The 19,586-nt window shown below is 63.3% G+C and carries 17 protein-coding genes and 1 pseudogene; 9 read left to right on the forward strand and 9 right to left on the reverse strand.

Annotation, left to right across the window (positions count from 1 at the left end; all coding sequences use genetic code 11):
• The first annotated feature begins 49 nt into the window (after positions 1-49).
• Complete coding sequence (locus tag G3N58_RS10930; RefSeq protein WP_167283912.1) at positions 50-2,002, forward strand: hybrid sensor histidine kinase/response regulator; 1,953 nt, start codon at positions 50-52, stop codon at positions 2,000-2,002.
• On the opposite strand, the gene G3N58_RS10935 is transcribed toward G3N58_RS10930, so the two are convergent.
• The 4 genes from G3N58_RS10935 to G3N58_RS10945 form a co-directional block, all read right to left on the reverse strand.
• Complete coding sequence (locus tag G3N58_RS10935) at positions 1,968-2,768, reverse strand: response regulator transcription factor (protein WP_205999165.1); 801 nt, start codon at positions 2,766-2,768, stop codon at positions 1,968-1,970. The two genes, G3N58_RS10930 and G3N58_RS10935, sit on opposite strands and share 35 nt — an antisense overlap.
• A gap of 349 nt (positions 2,769-3,117) precedes the next feature.
• Complete coding sequence (locus tag G3N58_RS34140; RefSeq protein ID WP_167050177.1) at positions 3,118-3,297, reverse strand: hypothetical protein; 180 nt, start codon at positions 3,295-3,297, stop codon at positions 3,118-3,120.
• Complete coding sequence (cydB, locus tag G3N58_RS10940) at positions 3,272-4,276, reverse strand: cytochrome d ubiquinol oxidase subunit II (protein WP_205999166.1); 1,005 nt, start codon at positions 4,274-4,276, stop codon at positions 3,272-3,274. The genes G3N58_RS34140 and cydB overlap by 26 nt, the downstream gene beginning before the upstream one ends.
• A gap of 22 nt (positions 4,277-4,298) precedes the next feature.
• Positions 4,299-5,723 carry a cytochrome ubiquinol oxidase subunit I gene (locus tag G3N58_RS10945; RefSeq protein WP_205999167.1) on the reverse strand — a complete coding sequence of 475 codons (1,425 nt, stop codon included), beginning with the start codon at positions 5,721-5,723 and terminating at the stop codon, positions 4,299-4,301.
• Between the two features lie 461 nt (positions 5,724-6,184).
• On the opposite strand from G3N58_RS10945, the gene G3N58_RS10950 reads away from it, so the two are divergent.
• The 6 genes and pseudogenes from G3N58_RS10950 to G3N58_RS10970 all read left to right on the forward strand — a co-directional run bounded on the left by G3N58_RS10950 (position 6,185) and on the right by G3N58_RS10970 (position 10,249).
• Positions 6,185-7,006, forward strand: a complete 822-nt coding sequence (locus G3N58_RS10950) for an alpha/beta hydrolase (RefSeq protein WP_205999168.1) — start codon at positions 6,185-6,187, stop codon at positions 7,004-7,006.
• A 373-nt stretch (positions 7,007-7,379) separates the two neighbouring features.
• Positions 7,380-8,174 carry an NAD(P)-dependent oxidoreductase gene (locus G3N58_RS10955; RefSeq protein WP_167050167.1) on the forward strand — a complete coding sequence of 265 codons (795 nt, stop codon included), beginning with the start codon at positions 7,380-7,382 and terminating at the stop codon, positions 8,172-8,174.
• A gap of 491 nt (positions 8,175-8,665) precedes the next feature.
• On the forward strand, positions 8,666-9,097 hold the full coding sequence (locus G3N58_RS10960) for an STM2901 family protein (RefSeq protein ID WP_205999169.1): 432 nt from the start codon (positions 8,666-8,668) through the stop codon (positions 9,095-9,097).
• Positions 9,097-9,456 (forward strand): DUF1493 family protein, encoded by a 360-nt coding sequence (locus G3N58_RS10965; protein WP_167050163.1) that lies wholly within the window; start codon positions 9,097-9,099, stop codon positions 9,454-9,456. The genes G3N58_RS10960 and G3N58_RS10965 overlap by 1 nt, the downstream gene beginning before the upstream one ends.
• 453 nt (positions 9,457-9,909) lie before the next feature.
• Positions 9,910-10,005: pseudogene (locus G3N58_RS34145) on the forward strand (DUF2778 domain-containing protein); the annotation flags it as partial.
• On the forward strand, positions 9,986-10,249 hold the full coding sequence (locus G3N58_RS10970) for a hypothetical protein (RefSeq protein WP_205999170.1): 264 nt from the start codon (positions 9,986-9,988) through the stop codon (positions 10,247-10,249). The pseudogene G3N58_RS34145 and the gene G3N58_RS10970, both read left to right, overlap by 20 nt.
• Positions 10,250-10,400: 151 nt before the next feature.
• Here the strand turns inward: G3N58_RS10970 and G3N58_RS10975 are convergent, their stop codons facing one another.
• Positions 10,401-11,330, reverse strand: a complete 930-nt coding sequence (locus G3N58_RS10975; protein WP_275692085.1) for a 2-hydroxy-3-oxopropionate reductase — start codon at positions 11,328-11,330, stop codon at positions 10,401-10,403.
• Positions 11,327-12,127 carry a 2-dehydro-3-deoxyglucarate aldolase gene (gene garL, locus G3N58_RS10980; protein WP_205989154.1) on the reverse strand — a complete coding sequence of 267 codons (801 nt, stop codon included), beginning with the start codon at positions 12,125-12,127 and terminating at the stop codon, positions 11,327-11,329. The genes G3N58_RS10975 and garL overlap by 4 nt, the downstream gene beginning before the upstream one ends.
• Positions 12,128-12,396: 269 nt before the next feature.
• Between garL and G3N58_RS10985 the strand changes: the two genes are divergently transcribed.
• A complete protein-coding gene (locus tag G3N58_RS10985; RefSeq protein WP_205999171.1) occupies positions 12,397-13,980 on the forward strand; it encodes an aldehyde dehydrogenase (NADP(+)) in 1,584 nt (527 codons plus the stop codon).
• 252 nt (positions 13,981-14,232) lie between these two features.
• On the opposite strand, the gene G3N58_RS10990 is transcribed toward G3N58_RS10985, so the two are convergent.
• The 3 genes from G3N58_RS10990 to kdgD form a co-directional block, all read right to left on the reverse strand.
• On the reverse strand, positions 14,233-14,976 hold the full coding sequence (locus G3N58_RS10990; RefSeq protein WP_167049777.1) for a FadR/GntR family transcriptional regulator: 744 nt from the start codon (positions 14,974-14,976) through the stop codon (positions 14,233-14,235).
• Positions 14,977-15,256: 280 nt separating this feature from the next.
• The gene (locus G3N58_RS10995) at positions 15,257-16,618 is read right to left on the reverse strand and encodes an MFS transporter (protein ID WP_167049779.1); all 1,362 of its coding nucleotides are present in this window, start codon (positions 16,616-16,618) and stop codon (positions 15,257-15,259) included.
• A gap of 175 nt (positions 16,619-16,793) precedes the next feature.
• The gene (gene kdgD / locus G3N58_RS11000) at positions 16,794-17,711 is read right to left on the reverse strand and encodes a 5-dehydro-4-deoxyglucarate dehydratase (protein WP_167049781.1); all 918 of its coding nucleotides are present in this window, start codon (positions 17,709-17,711) and stop codon (positions 16,794-16,796) included.
• Between the two features lie 280 nt (positions 17,712-17,991).
• Here kdgD and garD point away from each other — a divergent pair, with 280 nt between their 5' ends.
• A complete protein-coding gene (garD, locus tag G3N58_RS11005; RefSeq protein WP_205999172.1) occupies positions 17,992-19,581 on the forward strand; it encodes a galactarate dehydratase in 1,590 nt (529 codons plus the stop codon).
• Positions 19,582-19,586 lie beyond the last annotated feature (5 nt).

Genomic DNA, 19,586 nt, shown 5'->3' on the forward strand with positions numbered 1-19,586 from the left:
GCGCGTGGGCCATGTCGGGGCCGCGCCGTTCGACAAAGGAGACCGCGCGATGCGGGCCGACCCGATCCAGCGTGCCATCGACGAAGACCTCGTGCGCGTGCTCTATGCGCAAGATCCGATCGCCTTCTTTTCTCACTGGTTTTCGATGGCCGTGCTCATTGCGATCTACTGGCCGCAGATACCGTCGCCAGCGCTTTTTATCGCGTGTTTCGGCTTCTATGCGCTAGCCAATTGCGCGGGCCTCGCGCTATGGATCTGCAACCGGCGCTATCCGCAACTCGTTGCGCCGCGCGAGTGGATTCGTCTGCATGCGTTGCGCGGCGTGTTGCTCTACAGCGGCCCCGGCTTCGCGGTGTGGTTCGCGTTCCAGAGTTCGCAGGCCGATCTGCCCTTGCTGCATACCGTGATGCTCGTGACGCTCGCCGCCGGCGTCTTCATGTCGAATGGTTTCGACCTCCTGAACTTTTCGACCTCGATCCCGTTCCTGCTACTGCCGTCGATCGTGCTGCATTTCGGCTCGCATACGTTCGACCGCACGATTCTCGCGATCGTCCTCGCGTTTTTCTTCTGCGCGATCAACGTCTATGCGATGAGCTACCGCAAGCTGTTTCGCCAGGTCGTGCAGGCGCGCGTCGATCAGCAGTACCTCGCGGAATCGCTGGCGACGCAAAAACGCGTGGCCGAAGAAGCTAGCCTCGCGAAGACGCGCTTTTTCGCGGCCGCGAGCCACGATTTGCGGCAGCCGCTGCATGCGATCGGACTGCTCGCGGCATCGCTGAACGATCCGGCCGCGACGCCGGTGCAGCACGCGAAGACGGCCGGGCACATCGTCTACAACGTCGAGGCGCTGAACCAGCTGTTCAACCAGGTGCTCGATCTCGCGCGGCTCGAAAGCGGCGTGACCCAGGTGATCCGCCTGCATTTCAGGCTTGCCGAACTGTTCGAGCGGGTCGGCAGCCAGTATCGTCCGCAGGCCGCGGCGAAGGGGCTCGCGCTGCGCATCGCGCCGACCGCGATGGTCGTCTACGACGACCCCGTACTGCTCGAACGCGTGCTGAGCAACCTGCTGTCGAACTCGGTGCGTTACACCGAAGAGGGCGCGATCTGGCTTGGCTTGCGGCGCGCGGGACGGCAGACGGGCGGTTTTATCGAGGTGCGCGATTCGGGCATCGGCATTGCGCCCGAGGAGCACGCGCATATTTTCGAGGAGTTCTATCAGGTCGCGAATCCGCAGCGCGACGCGCGTCAGGGGCACGGCCTCGGGCTGCCGACCGTCAAGCGGCTCGTCGATCTGCTCGGCGGCGAACTGCAGTTGCGCTCGGCGCCGGGGCGCGGCTCCGTGTTCCGCTTTGCGGTGCAGGCGGGCGACGCGGCCGGCATCGTCGGGAGTCTCAACGATTCGGTGACGGGCGGGCCGGCGGCGCAGGAGCGGCGCGTGCTGTGTATCGACGACGACCCCTCGATTCTCGAAGGAATCGAAAGCCTGCTACGGCGTTGGGGGTGCAGCGCGTTCGGCGCGCGCGATGAAGCCGAGGCGCTGGCCGCGCTCGCGGACGGCTTCGTGCCCGATGCGGTGCTCTGCGATTACCAGCTCGCGAATCACCGCACCGGCGCGCAGGCGTTGGCGGCAGTGCGCGGCGCGCTCGCGCGCGCGGGTCATGGCAATGTCGCGACCTTGCTGATTACCGGCGATATGGCGTCGACGGAACTCTCGGCGCTCGTGTTGCAGGGCATACCGGTGCTGCACAAGCCGGTGACGCCGGCGCGCCTGCGGCGCACGCTCGAAATGCTGTGGCAGCAGGCGGAACTGGACAAGGGACGGCCGGCGGCGGCACCCATGTTGCGTGACGGTGCGGGGGCGGGCATAGACGGTGGCGAGGGCGGCAAGGGTGGTGCAAGCAGCGGTGTACAGAACGAGACAGCAACCGGCGCGGCCACGGTGAGCGCCGTCGCCGCGAACCCCGTCGCTACAAACTCTTCCCCGCCTCGAGCCAGCCGTTGATTACCGCAATCGCCGTCGCGCGGTTATGCACGCCGAGCGCGCGGAAGATCACCGACAGATGCACCTTGACGGTGCCTTCGGCGACGCCGAGATCGCGCGCGATCATCTTGTTGGTCCAGCCGCGATGCACGAGCCGCATGATGTCCTGCTGACGCGGCGAGAGGTTTTCCAGCAGATGCTGCTGATGCGGCTGGAGCGCCGGCATCCGCGCGGCGGGGCTCGGGATCGGCGCCTGAGCGGCGGATTGTGCAGCGGATTGCGAAGCGCCGCCATGGCTGGCAATGCCGGCGAGCGCGGCGGCCGTTTCCACCCCCGTGCCCGAAGCCGCGCCGGCGCAGGCATCGGCCGCTGGCGTATCGCGCGCGCCGAGCAGGCTCAGCGCTTCCATCGGCACATAGGCGCCGCCGGAGAGCACCAGCTCGATCGCCTTCAGCATCACGCTGGCGGGCTGCCGCTTCGGCACGAAGCCGAGCGCGCCGGCCGCGAGCACCGCGCGCATTTCGTCGGGCGATTCTTCCGCCGACAGCACCACGAGCGGCAGCGCCGGGTTCGCCTTGAGCAGCGCTTCGAGCGAGCTTGCGCCGCTCATGCCCGGCATATGCAGATCGACGATCGCAAGATCGTGATTGGCATCGGGACGCGCGGCGCTGGCGAGTGTTTCCCAGCTATCGGCTTCGTCGAACTGGGCTTCGGGATCGAAGCCGCGCAGCATGCCTTTGACGCCTTGCCGGATCAGTTCATGGTCGTCGGCCACAAGAAACTTCATGATGTCTCCGCGAGTCGGGCCTGTCCGTTGAGGGCTACCGCCGTTGCAGGATAGTGTGCTTCTGTTCTCGTGAAACGCATCATGGCCGGTATTCCGCGCTCGTGCATCAGGCTTGCGCGGCGTGCTTTCGTCCCGATACCCGGGCCGCGCTTCTGCGTCGCTTACCGTTGTCCGTCTCGTTCCTCTCCCTCGCCGGCATCGTTCGATGCGCTACCTGATGTGTAAGGCAGGGCTCTCGCGCATAGGTTCCGGCTTGCTAGGTAGACGAGCCGAGCGGGCCTTTTTTTAAGCGCTTTCGCGCGTGCCCCGGCAGGTTATGCAGGCCGGATCGACGCGCGTTCGCAGGCGGCTATCCGACTGCGAATAACGTTGCATTCATCAGAAGCTTGAAGGCGAAACCGAGCGACATCGCCCCGGCCACGCCGCCGCACCATAGGGCGATGAACCAGAGCCAGCCCGGCAGTCTGCGCGCGCGTGGCGCGGCGGCGCGGGTGCCGGCGGGGTCAGTGATAGTGATGGGGGTCGTCATGGCGCACCTTGCCTCGGAAGATCCAGTAACCCATCGTCGTGTACGCGACGATGACCGGCAGAATCACCGCCGCGCCGGCCAGCGTGAACGTCTGACTCGTGCGCGGCGCGGCCGCTTGCCATAGCGTCAGGCTCGACGGAATCGCATACGGCCACAGGCTCACGAGTAGCCCGAGGTAGCCGAGCAGCACGAGCGTCAGCGCGAGCACGAACGGCGTGTTGTGATGGCGCGCGCGCACCGCGCGATGCATGAAGAACGTGCAGATCGCGACGAGGAACGGCACCGGCAGCAGACGGTGGAAGATGCCGTCGTGGAACCAGCGCTGCGCGATGCCGGCGTCCATCAGTGGCGTCCAGAGGCTCACGAGCGCGATGAAGCCGAGCAGCACGAGCGTGAGCGGCCATACCACGCGATGCAGCCGGCGCTGCAGATCGTCCTCGGTCTTCGCGACGAGCCAGCAGCAGCCGAGCAGCGCATAGGTCGCGACGAGCCCGAGGCCCGTCAGCAGGCTGAACGGCGTGAGCCAGCCGAACGCGTCGCCGGCATAGGCACCGTCGATCACGGGGATGCCTTGCAGGAACGCGCCGAGCACGATGCCCTGGAAGAATGTCGCGCCGGCCGAGCCGCCGATGAAGGCGAGGTCCCACAGGTACTTCGTGCGGCGAGCCTTCGCGCGGATCTCGAACGATACGCCGCGAAAGATCAGGCACACGAGCATGAAGACGAGCGGCAGATACAGTGCCGACAGCACGGTCGAATAGACGACCGGAAACACCGCGAACAGCGCGGCGCCGCCGAGCACGAGCCAGGTTTCGTTGCCGTCCCAGACCGGCGCGACCGTGTTCATCATCAGGTCGCGTTCCTTTTCGTCGGGGAAGAACGGGAAGACGATGCCGATGCCGAGATCGAAGCCGTCCAGCACGACATACATGAAAAGTCCGAGCGCGATGATCGCGGCCCATACGACAGTGACGTCCATTTTCTTGCTCTCGAAGCTAAGGTTAGACAGCGTCGATCATCTGATCGGCGGCGGACAGCGGACGGCGCGCGGTTTGGGCGGGCGTCGGCCGGGCGAGGCTGTCGGGCGCGTCGTGCGAACCGCTGCCGGGCCGCGCTGGACCCGAGCGCATCAGCTTCAGCATGTAGTAGATGCCGGTGCCGAACACGAGGAAGTAGACCACCACGAAGGTCATCAGCGAGAGGCCGACCTGCTGCGTGGTCAGCGGCGAGACTGCCTGCGAGGTGCGCATCACGCCGTACACGACCCACGGCTGGCGGCCCGCTTCGGTCGTGACCCAGCCGGCCAGCAAGGAGACGAAGCCGCTCGGCCCCATCGCGACGCACAGGCGCTGGAACCACTTCGCTTCGAACAGACGCCCGCGGCGACGCAGCACCCAGGCCGCGAGCGACATCGCGATCATCAGCACGCCGAGCCCGGCCATGAGGCGGAAGCTCCAGAACACCACGGTCGAGTTCGGCCGGTCCTGCGGCGGGAATGACTTGAGGCCGCGAATTTCGCCATCCCAACTATGCGTGAGGATCAGGCTGCCGAGGTGAGGGATCGCGATCGCATAGCGCGTGGTTTCCGCCTTCATGTCGGGGATACCGAACAGGTTCAGCGCGGTGCCGCCTTTTTCGGTGTCCCACAGACCTTCGATCGCGGCGATCTTGGCCGGCTGATACTGGCGCGTGTTCAGACCGTGCTGATCGCCGACGAATGCCTGGATCGGCGTGAGGATCAGCAGCAGCCACAGCGCCATCGAAAACATCTTCTTCACGGCCAGATCGCGCCGGCCGCGCAGCAGATGCCATGCACCGACCGCCGCGACCACGAGCCCCGCGACGATGAACGCGGCGAGCGCCATATGCGCGAGCCGGTACGGGAACGACGGATTGAAGATGATCTTGAACCAGTCGAGCGGCACGACCTGGCCGTTGACGACCTCGAAGCCTTGCGGTGTTTGCATCCAGCTATTCGAGGCGAGAATCCAGAAGGTCGAGATCAGCGTGCCGACCGCCACCATCAGCGTTGCGCCGAAGTGCGCGCGCGGGCTCACGCGCTGCCAGCCGAACAGCATGATGCCGAGGAAGCCCGCTTCGAGAAAGAACGCGGTCATCACTTCGTACATCAGCAGCGGACCGGTGACGGGCCCCGCGAAACTCGAAAAGCCCGACCAGTTGGTGCCGAACTGATAGCTCATGACGACGCCGGAGACGACGCCCATGCCGAAGGCCACTGCGAAGATCTTCGACCAGAACAGGCAAAGATCTTGGTAGTACGCCTTACCTGTTTGTAGCCAGCGCCATTCGAGCACGGCGATGAAACTGGCGAGACCGATACTGAGCGCCGGAAAAACGATGTGGAATGAAACGGTGAACGCAAATTGAATGCGGGCGAGATCGAATGCCGATATTGCGGAGTTCATGAGCGTGAGGTGTGTGATGGCCGCGCGAGCGGACTACGCGCGTCGACTGTTGTCGGTGCGCACTGCGCTGGGCAGATGACGCAAGCGTAGGTGATCGAAGCAAATCGTGCTGCGCTGCGGCGTGCGTCAAAAAACCGCCTTGTTTTATGCGCGATACGCCGATGGGGCGCGCAAGCTATTGATGGGTATCAAGTTTTACTGATCGATGCACGTGCGCTGTTTTGCACGCCTCGACGCGCGCTGCGGCAATCGACCGCGCTGCAGCAGGGTGATTGGGCAACGTTTGGGCAAGGCCCGGGTTCGGTTGTGGTCCGTTTTCAACCGAGGATCGATCCGTCCGGCCCGACATCGCGGGCCGGCGAGCTGGCGGGAGGATTCTTTTACTTCTACGATGCACGTTGCCGAAGCCGTTTCATCCCCACCTGCCGACGACGGCAGACTTCAACCTGAGGAGTCAGTCGATGAGCACGATCAAGACGAAAGACGGTACCGCGATTTTCTACAAGGATTGGGGCAAGGGGCGCCCGGTCGTGTTTTCGCATGGCTGGCCGCTCACCGCCGATGCGTGGGATGCGCAGATGCTGTTTCTCGGCAACAAGGGCTTTCGCGTGATCGCGCATGACCGCCGCGGCCATGGCCGCTCGGAGCAGCCGTGGGACGGCAACGAGATGGACACCTACGCCGACGATCTCGCGGCGCTGATCGAGCATCTCGACCTGCGGGACGCGACGCTGGTCGGCCATTCGACGGGCGGCGGCGAAGTCGCGCACTACATCGGCCGGCATGGCACGGCGCGTGTCGCCAGGGCCGTGCTGATCGGCGCGGTGCCGCCGCTGATGCTGAAGACCGCCGACAATCCGCTCGGCCTGCCGATCGACGTATTCGACGGCATTCGCAAGGGCGTCGAAGACGATCGCTCGCAGTTCTTCAAGGACCTTGCGGTGCCTTTCTACGGCTACAACCGCGCGGGCGCGAAGGTGTCGCAGGGCGTGATCGATTCGTTCTGGCGTCAGGGCATGGCCGGCTCGATCAAGGGGCTGTACGAGTGCATCAGGCAGTTCTCCGAAGTCGACTATACCGGGGGCCTGAAGAAGATCGACGTGCCGACGCTCGTGCTGCATGGCGACGACGACCAGATCGTGCCGATCGACGCCGCCGGGCGGCAGACCGCCAAGATCGTCAAGGACGCGACGCTGAAGGTCTATCCGGGCGGCCAGCACGGCATGTGCACGACCGAGGCGGACAAGGTCAATGCCGACCTGCTCGAATTCATCGGCTCGTGAGCGCGTAATGGTGTGACGGCAGGCATGACGGCGCGGGGAGGATGGAGGGCGTGTCATGTTGGCTGTCCTCGCGATCGTCCTCGCGGTTTGCCGACTTCATCGACGGGCCGGAAACGCCCGTCATGGAGTAGGGAAATACTCACTTAGTTATATGATGTCTTATAAATATAAGACTCGTATCTCTTTGTTTTAAAAGGGATTGGCGAGCCTGAGATCGTTAAAATAAGGGTAAATGCCTAGTTGAAATCAACCCGGCCATCGTTGATAGTCTGTTATCGTACAACTTGAGTGTAGGGTGCGACGTAGTGCGTCCTTCACTCGCTTCCTCTGTTTTCCAGTTCGATCTCGCGCGCGGCGCAGTAAAGGAACCCCTATGAAGAAGATTGCCCTGAGTGGCGCCGGCGGCCAGCTCGGCTCCGTCGTTCGTGCCGCGTTCGTCGCGCGTGGTACTCCGTTGCGTTCGGCGGCGGGCTCGAAAGTGCTGACGCCGCTCGTCGAAGGCGAAGACGTCATGAACGGCGACCTGCGCGATCCGGCGGTCGTCGACCGGCTGCTCAACGGCGTGGACGTGCTGATCCACTTCGCCGGCACGAGCGTCGAGCGTCCGCTGCCCGAGATCATCGAGAACAATCTGCGCGGCCTCGTCGAAGTCTACGAAGGTGCGCGCCGCAACGGCGTGAAGCGCATCGTGTTCGCGAGCTCGAACCATGCGATCGGCATGTACCCGGTCACCGAACATCTGAGCCTCGACTGCGAAGTGCGCCCGGACGGCTTCTATGGCTTGTCGAAGGTGTGGGGCGAAGCGCTCGCGCGCATGTACTGGGACAAGCACGGCATCGAGAGCGTGTGCGTGCGCATCGGCAGCTGCCTCGAGCGGCCGACCGAGCCGCGTCAGCTCAGCACGTGGTTCGGCCATGAAGACCTCATGCACTTCCTCGACCGCTGCATCGAAGTGGAAGACATCGGCTTCCTGACGGTCTGGGGCGTGTCGGCGAACACGCGCAGCTGGTGGGACAACAGCGGCGCCGAGCGCCTCGGCTACCGGCCGAAGCAGAATTCCGAAGATTACGCCGCGGACGTCCTGTCGCGCCCGAATCCGCTCGACGCGTTTGGTCAGCGCTTCCAGGGCGGCGCGTTTGTCGGCATCGACTATTCGCGCAAGGATTGATTGGCGGTTCGAGTGGCGCTTGCGCCATGGTCGGTTGCCGCGGTGACGGTGGAATAGAGTGAATGGCAGTCGGCTCGGAAGAGTTTGATTGCCGATAGGCGGCGCCCGGTGGGCGCCGTTTTTTTTCGGGATGAAGAGGTTGGCTGCCGGGAGTGAGACATCTTGTAATGCCGTTGGTTTGTTACGGTGGCAATTTTGAGAAGAGATGAGTGAGAGAAGGGGCCGCTGGAAAGTCAGTCTAAAATTTTTAAAATATAAATTATAAATAACTGATTTTTCAGTGAATTGTCTTTAATGAGAGAGCTTATCGACCCGAGTTGCCAAGCGACGTAAAGGAGTGGAAGGAATTTGACCTTCACTGCAAAAAATTTCGAGATAAATAATTTGGCGGAAATGTTTTATTGGGATAGCTAAAAAGATTGATCGATACGGCAGAGAGGGCTATTATCGCGACCTTCCTTATGCTGAGGCAGCCTTGCTAACAATATGATATGAGCAACGCGTATTATTACGATGGGCACTGGGATTTGTCTCCTGCCGAGCTATTCATTTTTATTGTCATGCAAGAAGTCGGTGAGCGCCTGGGTATTGATGATATTGAATATCTGATACTGATGCTTTCTGGACTTAATGTGTTACCGACAAGAGCGAAGCCAGCAGGCGCTACACAAGGAACATCCATGGCATCGGTCATGTCAAGATCGATTTTTAGATACCAATTAAAGAAAAAGATACTGCCAACATTTACCCTGGAAAGTATGAAGACGTTCAGATGGGTCTTAACACACAAACTGGGCACCTTTGTTGGAAGGACCTTGCCTGGTGTGGGTTGGATTATGATGGCAAAGGATGTGTACGAAATTATGGATCATGCGATTATCAAATATAATCAGATCGTCAGATCCGAAGACAGGGTGTTTTGATGAGTGAGCGCTCATGGCTAGATTTAAGAAATTTCATCGTAGAGGAAGCCTGTTTTCCGCCTGATAAGCTAATCACCGAGGACATGAGCGTCGTATATTCATTGGGCCAGTGCGGAGATGATGCCAATGAATTCATGGAGAAATATTTCCTGACTTTCAGAGTGGATCGGGGAGACTATGAATTCAGTCGGTATTTTTTCATGGAAGGGGAGGGATTTATTTTTTATTTCGTTAAGAAATTTATCCTGCGAAAACCTCTGTCGCTGAAAAGAGAGTTGATGACGGTGGGCATGCTGTATAGAGCCATAGTCCATGGAAAATGGGATTGTGGGGTTTTGTCTGAGGGGCGATTTTATTGAAGATGATTAAACGGGGGAATACTCCATACTGGACACCTGTTGGCGGCCTCTGGCAGACGAGCACTTGATTCGGACACTGATAGAAAACCAGAGGTCCACTTATGTTTTTTTTGATAGCCATTCAACAGTGGTCATCCGTGTCGAGGTAGGGGCGTTCGATTTTTCGGTCTGCCTGAGCTCAAAAAACTCCCTCATTGCAGATAGACATGCTTGTGTCTTTAATTGCAGGTTTTTGGATTTTAAGATTTAAAAATTTTCTTCTTATTATAATTTCGAAGTGCCGATAATCTCAATAATCTTCCGATTTTATTGGGATGCCCTGCTCCTGGAAATATATGGCATCATCAGCGTCTAAATTTCAGATGAATAATTCAACAATTAATTGCCGGTCGAGGAGGGCAGGGAGTGGCATTGCATGGAAAATTTATTATCTATAACGAACCTTTGATGCGCGCACTCCTGCACACGTTCACCATCCCTGCTCGTAATTCAGGGATTCGCGCATATGGAACCATCGAGGTAATAGCGAATGGTGCCACTTGTCCGTAGATTTTTTAAGGTGGTGTTGTTTATCAGATTATTTCTTCTCTCTGTCCGCTATGTTCACACCTACCCATTGCCGATGACTGAGAGCCAGTTGGATTTCTGGTTCTCCGTTTCTGAGCGGTTTGGTATTCGTGACCCTGAGGACCTCTATGTCCCGGTTATGGTGATTATTGAATTAATCGTTACGATCTTCGCGGATATCATCATTATCAGGCTCTGGCGGCATTACTGGGCAAAGCGGGCCTGATTCAGCCCAAAACGGCGCTGCCGCAAACGAACAAAAGCCGCCGCGCCACCCCCATCTGCAACCAGGAGCGAACGCAGCGGCATAACAGCCAACCGCGCACCCAACCGCGCATAAAACGAAATCACACCAAACGAAACCACACCGTCCGAAATTACGCCGGCGTCTGCCCGATCTCGTGATTCGCGAGCACTTCGAGCGCACGCACCATCGCCGAGTGGTCCCACGCCTTGCCGCCGTGCGCAACGCATGCGTTGAAGAGCGCCTGGCAGGTCGCCGTGTTCGGCAGCGACACGCCGAGCGCCTGCGCGGTCGATAGCGCGAGGTTCAGGTCCTTCTGGTGCAGCTCGATGCGGAAGCCCGGATCGAAGGTGCGCTTCGTCATGCGCTCGCCATGCACTTCGAGAATACGCGACGACGCGAAGCCGCCCATCAGCGCTTCGCGCACGCGCGCCGGATCGACGCCGGCCTTCGACGCGAGCAGCAGCGCCTCGCCCACGGCCTCGATGGTCGCCGCGACGATCACCTGGTTCGCGACCTTGCACACCTGGCCCGCGCCGACCGCGCCGATCAGCGTGACGTTCTTGCCCATCATGTCGAAGAGCGGCTTGACGGTGTCGAACGTGCTCTGCTCGCCGCCGACCATGATCGTCAGCGAACCGGCCTTCGCGCCCACTTCGCCGCCCGAGACCGGCGCGTCGAGGTAGTCGGCGCCGCGCTCGCGCACGCGTGCCGCGAAATCGCGCGTCGCCATCGGCGAGATCGAGCTCATGTCGACCACGATCTGGCCCGCACGCAGCCCGTTAGCGAGCCCCTGTTCGCCGAACAGCACGCGTTCGACGTCGGGCGTGTCCGGCACCATCACGAAGATCACGTCGGCCTGCGCGGCCACCGCGGCCGGGCTGTCGCACGCGACGGCGCCGGCCTGGGTCAGCTCGCCGGGCACGCCGCTGCGCGTGAACGCGGCGAGCGGCACGCCGTTCTTCAGAAGGTTGGCGGCCATGGGCTTGCCCATGATGCCGAGTCCGATAAAGCCTGCTTTTTTCATGGAATGCTCCGGAGATGTCGTGGCGGCGGCGCTCAAGCCTGCCCCGCCGGTTTCTGCATGAAGTGCTTCTGAACCGACTGCGCGGCGCTCTTGAGCAGCCCGAGGTCCGCGCAGACCGCGATGATGCGCGCGCCCATCGACAGATAGCGTTCCGCATCCGCCTGCACGGGCGCGAGGATGCCGCTCGATTTGCCGGCTGCCTGCGCGCGCTCGAATACGTGCGCGATGGCCTGCTGCACGTCGGGGTGGTTCGCGTTGCCGAGATGGCCGTACGAGGCCGCGAGATCGGACGGGCCGACGAAGACCGCGTCGATGCCGTCCACGGCGAGAATGCGGTCGATCGCCTCGACCGACTTGCGGCTTTCGATCTGCGGGATCACGCAGACGTTCTCGTTGGCGATGGCGAAATAATCGGCGACCGTGCCGTAGCGGTTGCCGCGGTGGCCGACCGACACGCCGCGGATGCCCTGCGGCGGGTAGCGCGTCGAGGCGACGGCGCGCGCGGCGTCGTCGGCGCTGTCGACGAACGGCACGAGGAAGTTCGAGAAGCCGCTGTCGAGAAAGCGCTTGATGACGACGCTGTCGTTGGCCGGCGGCCGCACGACCGGCGCGCTGCCGCTGTCCTTGAGCGCCATCAGCTGCGGGATCAGCGTGAGCACGTCGTTGGGGGCGTGCTCGGCGTCCAGCAGCATCCAGTCGAAGCCGACCGTGCCCAGCAGTTCGGTGGCGATCGGGCTGGCGAGCGACGCCCAGCAGCCGATCTGGGTTTCTCCGCCGCGCACCGCGTGTCGGAAGCGGTTGGGCAGGGACTGATAAGGCGTGACGGCGGACATGCGGTATCTCCTCGAACTGCGATGGATCGGGAAAAAGCGGCGACGATGCGGGCGGCGCGCCGGGAAGCGCACCGGAAAACACGGCCACGACGGCGAAACGTGAAGTTATAAGTCGTCGTACATCTACGAGAAGATTAGCACCGCTATCTGTTCTTGTAACGGCCACGTAAACCCGAATACCCCGTCCAACAGGCGATTCGGGTTGCGTGTAGCCCCTGCAATGTTGTAGGATGACCTATATCTTTGGTCGTCATTTAAGGAAAGCTCAAATGCCTATTACCGGTGAAATGCTGATCGGTCGCCAAGCCGTGCGCGGCAGCGAAAAAGCGCTGCGCGCATTCAATCCCGCCACGGGTTCCGAGATTGCCGAGCCGGTGTTCGGCAGCGGCACCGTGGCGAACGTCGACGCAGCGTGCGAACTCGCGCGCGCGGCGTTCGACGCCTACCGTCAATTGCCGCTGACGGTACGCGCCGAGTTTCTCGAGCGTATCGCCGATGGCATCACCGCGCTTGGCGACGAGCTGATCGAGCGCGCGATGGCTGAATCGGGCCTGCCGAAGGCGCGTCTCGAAGGCGAACGCGGTCGCACCACGGGCCAGCTCAAGCTGTTCGCGCAGACCGTGCGCGCGGGCCAGTGGCTCACCGCCACGCTCGACTCGCCGCTGCCGGAGCGCAAGCCGCTGCCGCGCTCGGATCTGCGCATGCAGAAGATCGCGCTCGGCCCGGTCGCCGTGTTCGGCGCGAGCAACTTCCCGCTCGCATTCTCGGTGGCCGGCGGCGACACCGCCGCGGCACTGGCCGCCGGCTGCCCGGTCGTCGTCAAGGCGCACCGCGCGCACCTCGGCACGTCGGAGCTGGTCGGCCGCGTGATCCAGCGCGTCGCGCAGGAAATGGACCTGCCGGAAGGCGTGTTCTCGATGATCGTCGGCGCGGGTAACTCGGTCGGCGAGGCGCTGGTCGCGCATCCGGCCATCAAGGCGGTCGGCTTCACCGGTTCGCGCGCGGGCGGCACCTCGCTGATGCGCGTCGCGGCGGCGCGCCCCGAGCCGATCCCGGTCTATGCCGAAATGAGCAGCATCAACCCGGTGTTCCTGATGCCGAGCGCGCTGGCCGCACGCGGCGACAGCATCGCGCGCGGTTTCGTCGACTCGCTCGTGCTCGGCGCGGGCCAGTTCTGCACGAACCCGGGCCTCGCAATCGCGATCGACAGCGACGCGCTGAAAAGCTTCGTCGCCACCGCGTCGGAAGCGCTCGCCGCCAAGCCGGCGCAGACCATGCTGACCTCGGGCATCCACGCCGCGTACGAAGACGGCGAAAGCAAGCTGGCTGCAACCCGGGGCGTCGAAGTCGTGGCGCGCGGCGTCGCGGCAGCCGGCCCGACCCAGGCTTGCGCGGCGCTGTTCGTGACCGACGCGCAGACGTTCCTGTCGAACCCGGCGCTCGAAGACGAAGTGTTCGGCCCGGTGTCGACGATCATCCGCTGCAAGGACGAGCAGGAACTGCTGCAGGTGGCTGAGCACTTCGCGGGTCAGCTGACCGCGACGCTGCAAATGGACAGCGCCGACGTGGCGGCGGCAAAGAAGCTTGTGCCGATCCTCGAACGCAAGGCCGGCCGGATTCTGGTCAACGGTTTCCCGACCGGTGTCGAAGTGTGTCACGCGATGGTGCACGGCGGCCCGTTCCCGGCAACTTCGGACAGCCGCGCGACGTCGGTAGGTACGACGTCTATCGACCGCTTCCTGCGCCCGGTGTGCTACCAGGACTTCCCGGCCGAACTGTTGCCGCAAACGCTGGCCGACGGCAATCCGCTGGAGCTGTGGCGCCGTCGCGATGGCGAGCTCACGCGCGGTTGAGTGCGTGAGGTTGGCCCGAGTTGCTGATCTGACTGGCCTCTGATGTGCCTGCCTGGGCGGACTCCGCCTGGGCAGGGCGCCGAATAGGGCGAGAGTGAGGAAAGAATCGGGCGAGAACCGGGCGAGTCGCGGCAGCAAACAGCGCGGCAGCAGGCGGAACGCAAAAGCAGGCGGAACGCAAAAGCAGGACGAAAAAAATGGCCGGGAAAATCCCGGCCATTTTTTTCGCCTACGGCGTCAGAACCCGCAACGTCAGCTATTCGCGTCGCTCACTTCGTTCGCGCGACGCAGCCGCTCGCGGCTATTCGACAGATGCATGCGCATCGCCGCGCGCGCCCCTTCCGCGTCGTGCCGCGAGATCGCTTCGAGAATGCTCTCGTGTTCGAGATTGACGAGCGACAGGTACGAATCCGGATCGGCGCGCGCAATGCCGGCCGAGTCGAGCCGGTTGCGCGGAATCAGCGCGCTGCCCATCTGCGAGAGGATGTCGACGAAATAGCGGTTGCCCGTCGCGCGCGCCACCGAGATATGGAATTGCAGGTCGGCGTCGACGCTGTCGAGCCCGTTGTGACGCGTCGCTTCGATCGCGTCGAGCGCGGCGCGCATGCGCGCGAGGTCGTCCGGATTGGCGCGTTGCGCCGCGAGACCCGCGCATTCGGTTTCGAGGCTGATGCGCAGTTCGAGAATGGAGAGCACGTCGCGCAGCGTCGTGGCGGGCACCATGTCGATGCCGAGCTTTTCGCGCGGCGGCTCGAGCACGAAGCTGCCGATGCCGTGGCGCGTCTCGATGATCTTGCCCGCCTGCAGGCGTGAAATGGCCTCGCGAATCACGGTGCGGCTCACGCTGAGCGTGCTCATCAGCTGCGATTCGGTCGGGAGTTTGTCGCCGGGCTTCAGTGCGTTGGTCGCAATCTGCTCGGTAACATAATTGACGACGAACTCGGCAAGATTGCGAGCGCGTCGTGGCGGTGCCGCGGATGCCAGTGGTGTAGCCATCGAAAACGCCCCCTGATCGGAAAGTTGCAATTTAATTATACCGTCGTCTGACGACTGATTATATAAGCGCCGGATCGGTTTCGGCGAAGTTGTCGTCGATATCGGCGACGTCTGCCGATCGATCGGCGCACGCCGCGCCCGGATACGGGGCAGGGCGCCGCCCGCCGGGCGGGCGGAAGTACGATAACTGCTGTAAACGCGGCGGAGGCCGTTGCGCCGAGGCCCGAAAACCCCAGCCGCAAGACGACCGCCGCGCGCGGTGCCGGCTTTTGCGTGCCGTTCAGGCCGCCGTGTGCAGCTCGACGCGCCGGATGTCCTTCACGATCACGAGGTAGCTGAACACCGTCAGCAGCGCGTTCGCGCCGACGAACACCAGCGCGCCGTTGAACGAGCCCGTGCGCGCGACGAGGTAGCCGATCACGATCGGCGTGACGATGCCCGCGACGTTGCCGAACATGTTGAAGATCGCGCCCGACAGGCCGAGCGCTTCCTTCGGCGACGTATCGGCGACCACGGCCCAGCCGAGCGCGCCGATGCCCTTGCCGAAGAACGCGAGCGACATCAGCGCGACCACGATCCAGTCGGTCGAAACGTAGTTGCAGCCGATGATGCAGGTCGACAGTAGCATGCCGCCGACGATCGGCACCTTGCGTGCGACCGTGAGCGAACAGCCGCGCCGGATCAGCCCGTCCGAGATGACGCCGCCGAGCACGCCGCCCGAAAAGCCGCAGATTGCCGGCAGCGAGGCGACGAGCCCCGCGTGCAGGATCGTCATGCCGCGCGCCTGCACGAGGTAGATCGGAAACCAGGTCAGGAAGAAGTAGGTCAGCACGTTGATGCAGTACTGCGCGAGGTAGACGCCGAGCAGCATGCGGTTGCCGAGCAGCTGGCGCACGAGCGCGAGGCCGCCGGACGGCGCGACGTCTGCGGGGCTTGCCTTGCGCGCGCCGTTGACGAGGCCGCCGCCTTGCTCGATGTATTCGAGCTCGGCACGCGACACGCGCGGATGGTCGGCGGGATTCTTCATGAACTTCAGCCACGTGAGCGCGAGCAGCAGCCCGATCACGCCCATCACGACGTAGACCGCCTGCCAGCCGAACACGTGGGTGAGCCAGGCCATCAGCGGCGTGAACACGACCGCGGCAAAGTATTGCGCAGCGTTAAAAATGGCCGAGGCGGTGCCGCGCTCGTTGGTCGGAAACCAGCTTGCGACGACCTTGGCGTTGGCCGGAAACGCCGGCGATTCCGCCGCACCCATCACGAAGCGCAGCACGAACAGCGCGGAAACTGCCGCGCCGGCGCTGCCGAGCAGGCCGATCGAGCTTTGCAGCAGCGTGAACAGCGACCACGAAAAAATGCTCGCCGCGTACACGCGGCGCGCGCCGAAGCGGTCGAGCAGCCAGCCGGCCGGCAGTTGCGACAGCACATAGGCCCAGCTGAACGCGGAGAAGATGTAGCCCATGCGGATCGCGTCGAGGCTGAACGCGGCGCGCATCGCGGAGCCGGTGATGGACAGCGTCGCGCGGTCGGCGTAATTGAGCGTGGTGATCAGAAAGATCAGCAGCAGGATCGCGTAGCGGACTTTCGTGCGCGCCGCGGTGCTGGCGGGGTTGGCGGGACTGGCCGCGCGGCTCGTGTTCATGGTCGTCTCCTGAATTGTTTCCGGCCTGCGAGCGGCCTTCGGGTGCGCTGGCTTACCGGTAGCCAGAAACAGAAGCGCCCGGCGACGTTGCCGTGCCGGGCGCTCGTGACGGGAGCGCGGCGAGCGCTCCCTGTCGTACGGCCGCGAACGTTGCGCAAGCCGTGAGGCCGGTGCCTTACTGCGGTCCGAGCTTCTTGATCAGCGCGTCGAGCTGTTCCATTTCTTCCGGCGTCAGATCGGTCAGCGGTGCGCGCACCGGACCCGCGCTGTGGCCGACCAGCTTCGCGCCCGCCTTGACGATGCTGACTGCGTAGCCAGCGCGGCGGTTGCGGATCTTCAGGTACGGCAGGAAGAATTCGTCGATCAGCTTGCCGACCGTGGCGTGGTCGTCGGCGGCGATCGCGCGGTAGAACTCCATTGCCGTCTTCGGGATGAAGTTGAACACGGCCGACGAGTAGACCGGCACGCCGAGCGCCTTGTAGGCGGCAGCGTAGACTTCAGCGGTCGGCAGGCCGCCGAGGTACGAGAAGCGCTCGCCGAGGCGGCGGCGGATCGTCACCATGTTTTCGATCTCGCCCACGCCGTCCTTGAAGCCGATCAGGTTCGGGCAGCTGTCGGCGAGGCGCTCGAGCATGTCGGCGTTGAGCTTCGAATTCGCGCGGTTGTAGATGATCACGCCCATGTTCGGCACGGCCTTGCAGACTTCCTCGGCGTGCGCTGCGATGCCTTCCTGGCTCGCTTCGGTCAGGTAGTGCGGCATCAGCAGGATGCCGTGCGCGCCGTGGCGCTCGGCTTCCTGCGCGTAGGCGATCGCCACGCGGGTCGGGCCGCCCGCACCGGCGAGGATCGGCACCTTGCCCTTGCAGACTTCGGTGGCGGTGCGCACGACCTTCGAGTAGTCGTCGTGCGTCAGCGAGAAGAATTCACCGGTGCCGCCGGCCACGAACAGCGCCGACGCGCCGTACGGCGCGAGCCATTCGAGGCGCTCGGCGTAAGTGTCGGCGCGGAATTCGCCCTGTTCGTCGAAGTCGGTGACCGGGAAGGAGAGAAGGCCTTCCGAAACGATCTGCTTGAGTTCCTGCGGTGTCGTCATTTGAGTATCCAGGCGTCGGGATGAGTCGATCGGTAGTCGGGTCGGTCAGCGGACCCGGACCCGTGCTTGTAGAAATTCATTGGAACGTCGATTTCTTATACGTCATCGTACAACAACAAATCCGGTAACTCAACGGGGTTTTCACGGCATAATGCACGCCATAGGGTAAATATGGAACATTCAGGCAAAGTTTCATGTTGTAGGATGACGTATGAATGGCTGGCGCAGCAGGCCGACGGCGCCTGGACGGCGCCTGAATAACGCCTAAAGGATCGATGCAATGGAACAAACTCCGCTCTACATACGCGTTCACCCCAACGACAACGTCGCGATCGTCGTCAACGACGGCGGCCTGGGCGAGGGCGCGGTATTCCCCGATGGCCTCAAGCTGCTCGAGCGCGTGCCGCAGGGCCACAAGGTCGCGCTGGCCGATCTGGCCGAGGGCGACGAGGTGGTCCGCTACAACGTGGTGATCGGCTATGCGCTGAAGCCGCTGCCGAAGGGCAGCTGGATCAACGAGCACGTGATCCGCATGCCGAGCCCGCCGGGGCTCGAAGACCTGCCGATCGCCACGACCAGGGCGCCGGACATGCCGCCGCTCGACGGCTACACGTTCGAGGGCTACCGCAACGCGGACGGCTCGGTCGGCACGCGCAACATCCTCGCGATCACGACCACCGTGCAGTGCGTGGCCGACGTGGTGCAGCACGCGGTCACGCGCATCAAGGCCGAGCTGCTGCCGAAATACCCGAACGTCGACGACGTGGTGAGCCTCGGCCACACCTACGGCTGCGGCGTCGCGATCGACGCGCCCGACGCGATGGTGCCGATCCGCACCGTGCGCAATATCGCGCTGAACCCGAACTTCGGCGGCGAAGTGATGATGGTGAGCCTCGGCTGCGAAAAGCTGCAGCCCGAGCGCCTGATGCCGCCGGGCACGATTCCGATCGCGGCGGCCGCGGTGGTGGATGACGTGGCCGACGTCGGCGACGTCGCGCTCGACCAGAACGGCGACGTCGTGGTGCTGCAGGACGAGTCGCACGTCGGCTTCCAGTCGATGATCGAGTCGATCATGCGGATGGCCGAGGGCCACCTGAAGCGCCTGAACAACCGCCGCCGCGAAACCTGCCCGGCCTCCGATCTCGTGATCGGCGTGCAGTGCGGCGGCAGCGACGCGTTCTCGGGCCTGACCGCGAACCCGGCCGTCGGTTTCGCGACCGACCTGCTGGTGCGCGCCGGCGCGACCGTGATGTTCTCCGAAGTCACCGAGGTGCGCGACGGCGTCGATCAGCTGACCGCGCGCGCGGCCAACGCGGACGTCGCCGCGGCGATCATCCGCGAAATGCAGTGGTACGACGATTACCTGAAGCGCGGCGGCGCCGACCGCAGCGCGAACACCACGCCCGGCAACAAGAAGGGCGGCCTGTCGAACATCGTCGAAAAGGCGATGGGCTCGATCATCAAGTCGGGCAATTCGGCCATCTCCGGCGTGCTGTCGCCGGGCGAGAAGGTGCGCCAGAAGGGCCTGATCTACGCGGCGACGCCGGCCAGCGACTTCATCTGCGGCACGCTGCAGGTCGCCTCGGGCATCACGCTGCACGTCTTCACGACCGGCCGCGGCACGCCGTACAGCCTCGCCGAAGTGCCGGTCATCAAGGTCGCGACGCGCTCGGACCTCGCGCGCCGCTGGCATGACCTGATGGACATCAACGCTGGCACGATCGCCACCGGCGCCTCGACCATCGAAGAGGTGGGCTGGGAACTGTTCCGTCTGATGCTCGAAGTCGCGAGCGGGCGCAAGGAGACCTGCGCGGAGAAGCTCGGGCTGCACAATGCGTTGACGCTGTTCAACCCGGCGCCGGTGACCTGATAATC

This window comes from Paraburkholderia sp. Ac-20342 (genome assembly GCF_017104985.1).
Classification (GTDB): Bacteria; Pseudomonadota; Gammaproteobacteria; order Burkholderiales; family Burkholderiaceae; genus Paraburkholderia.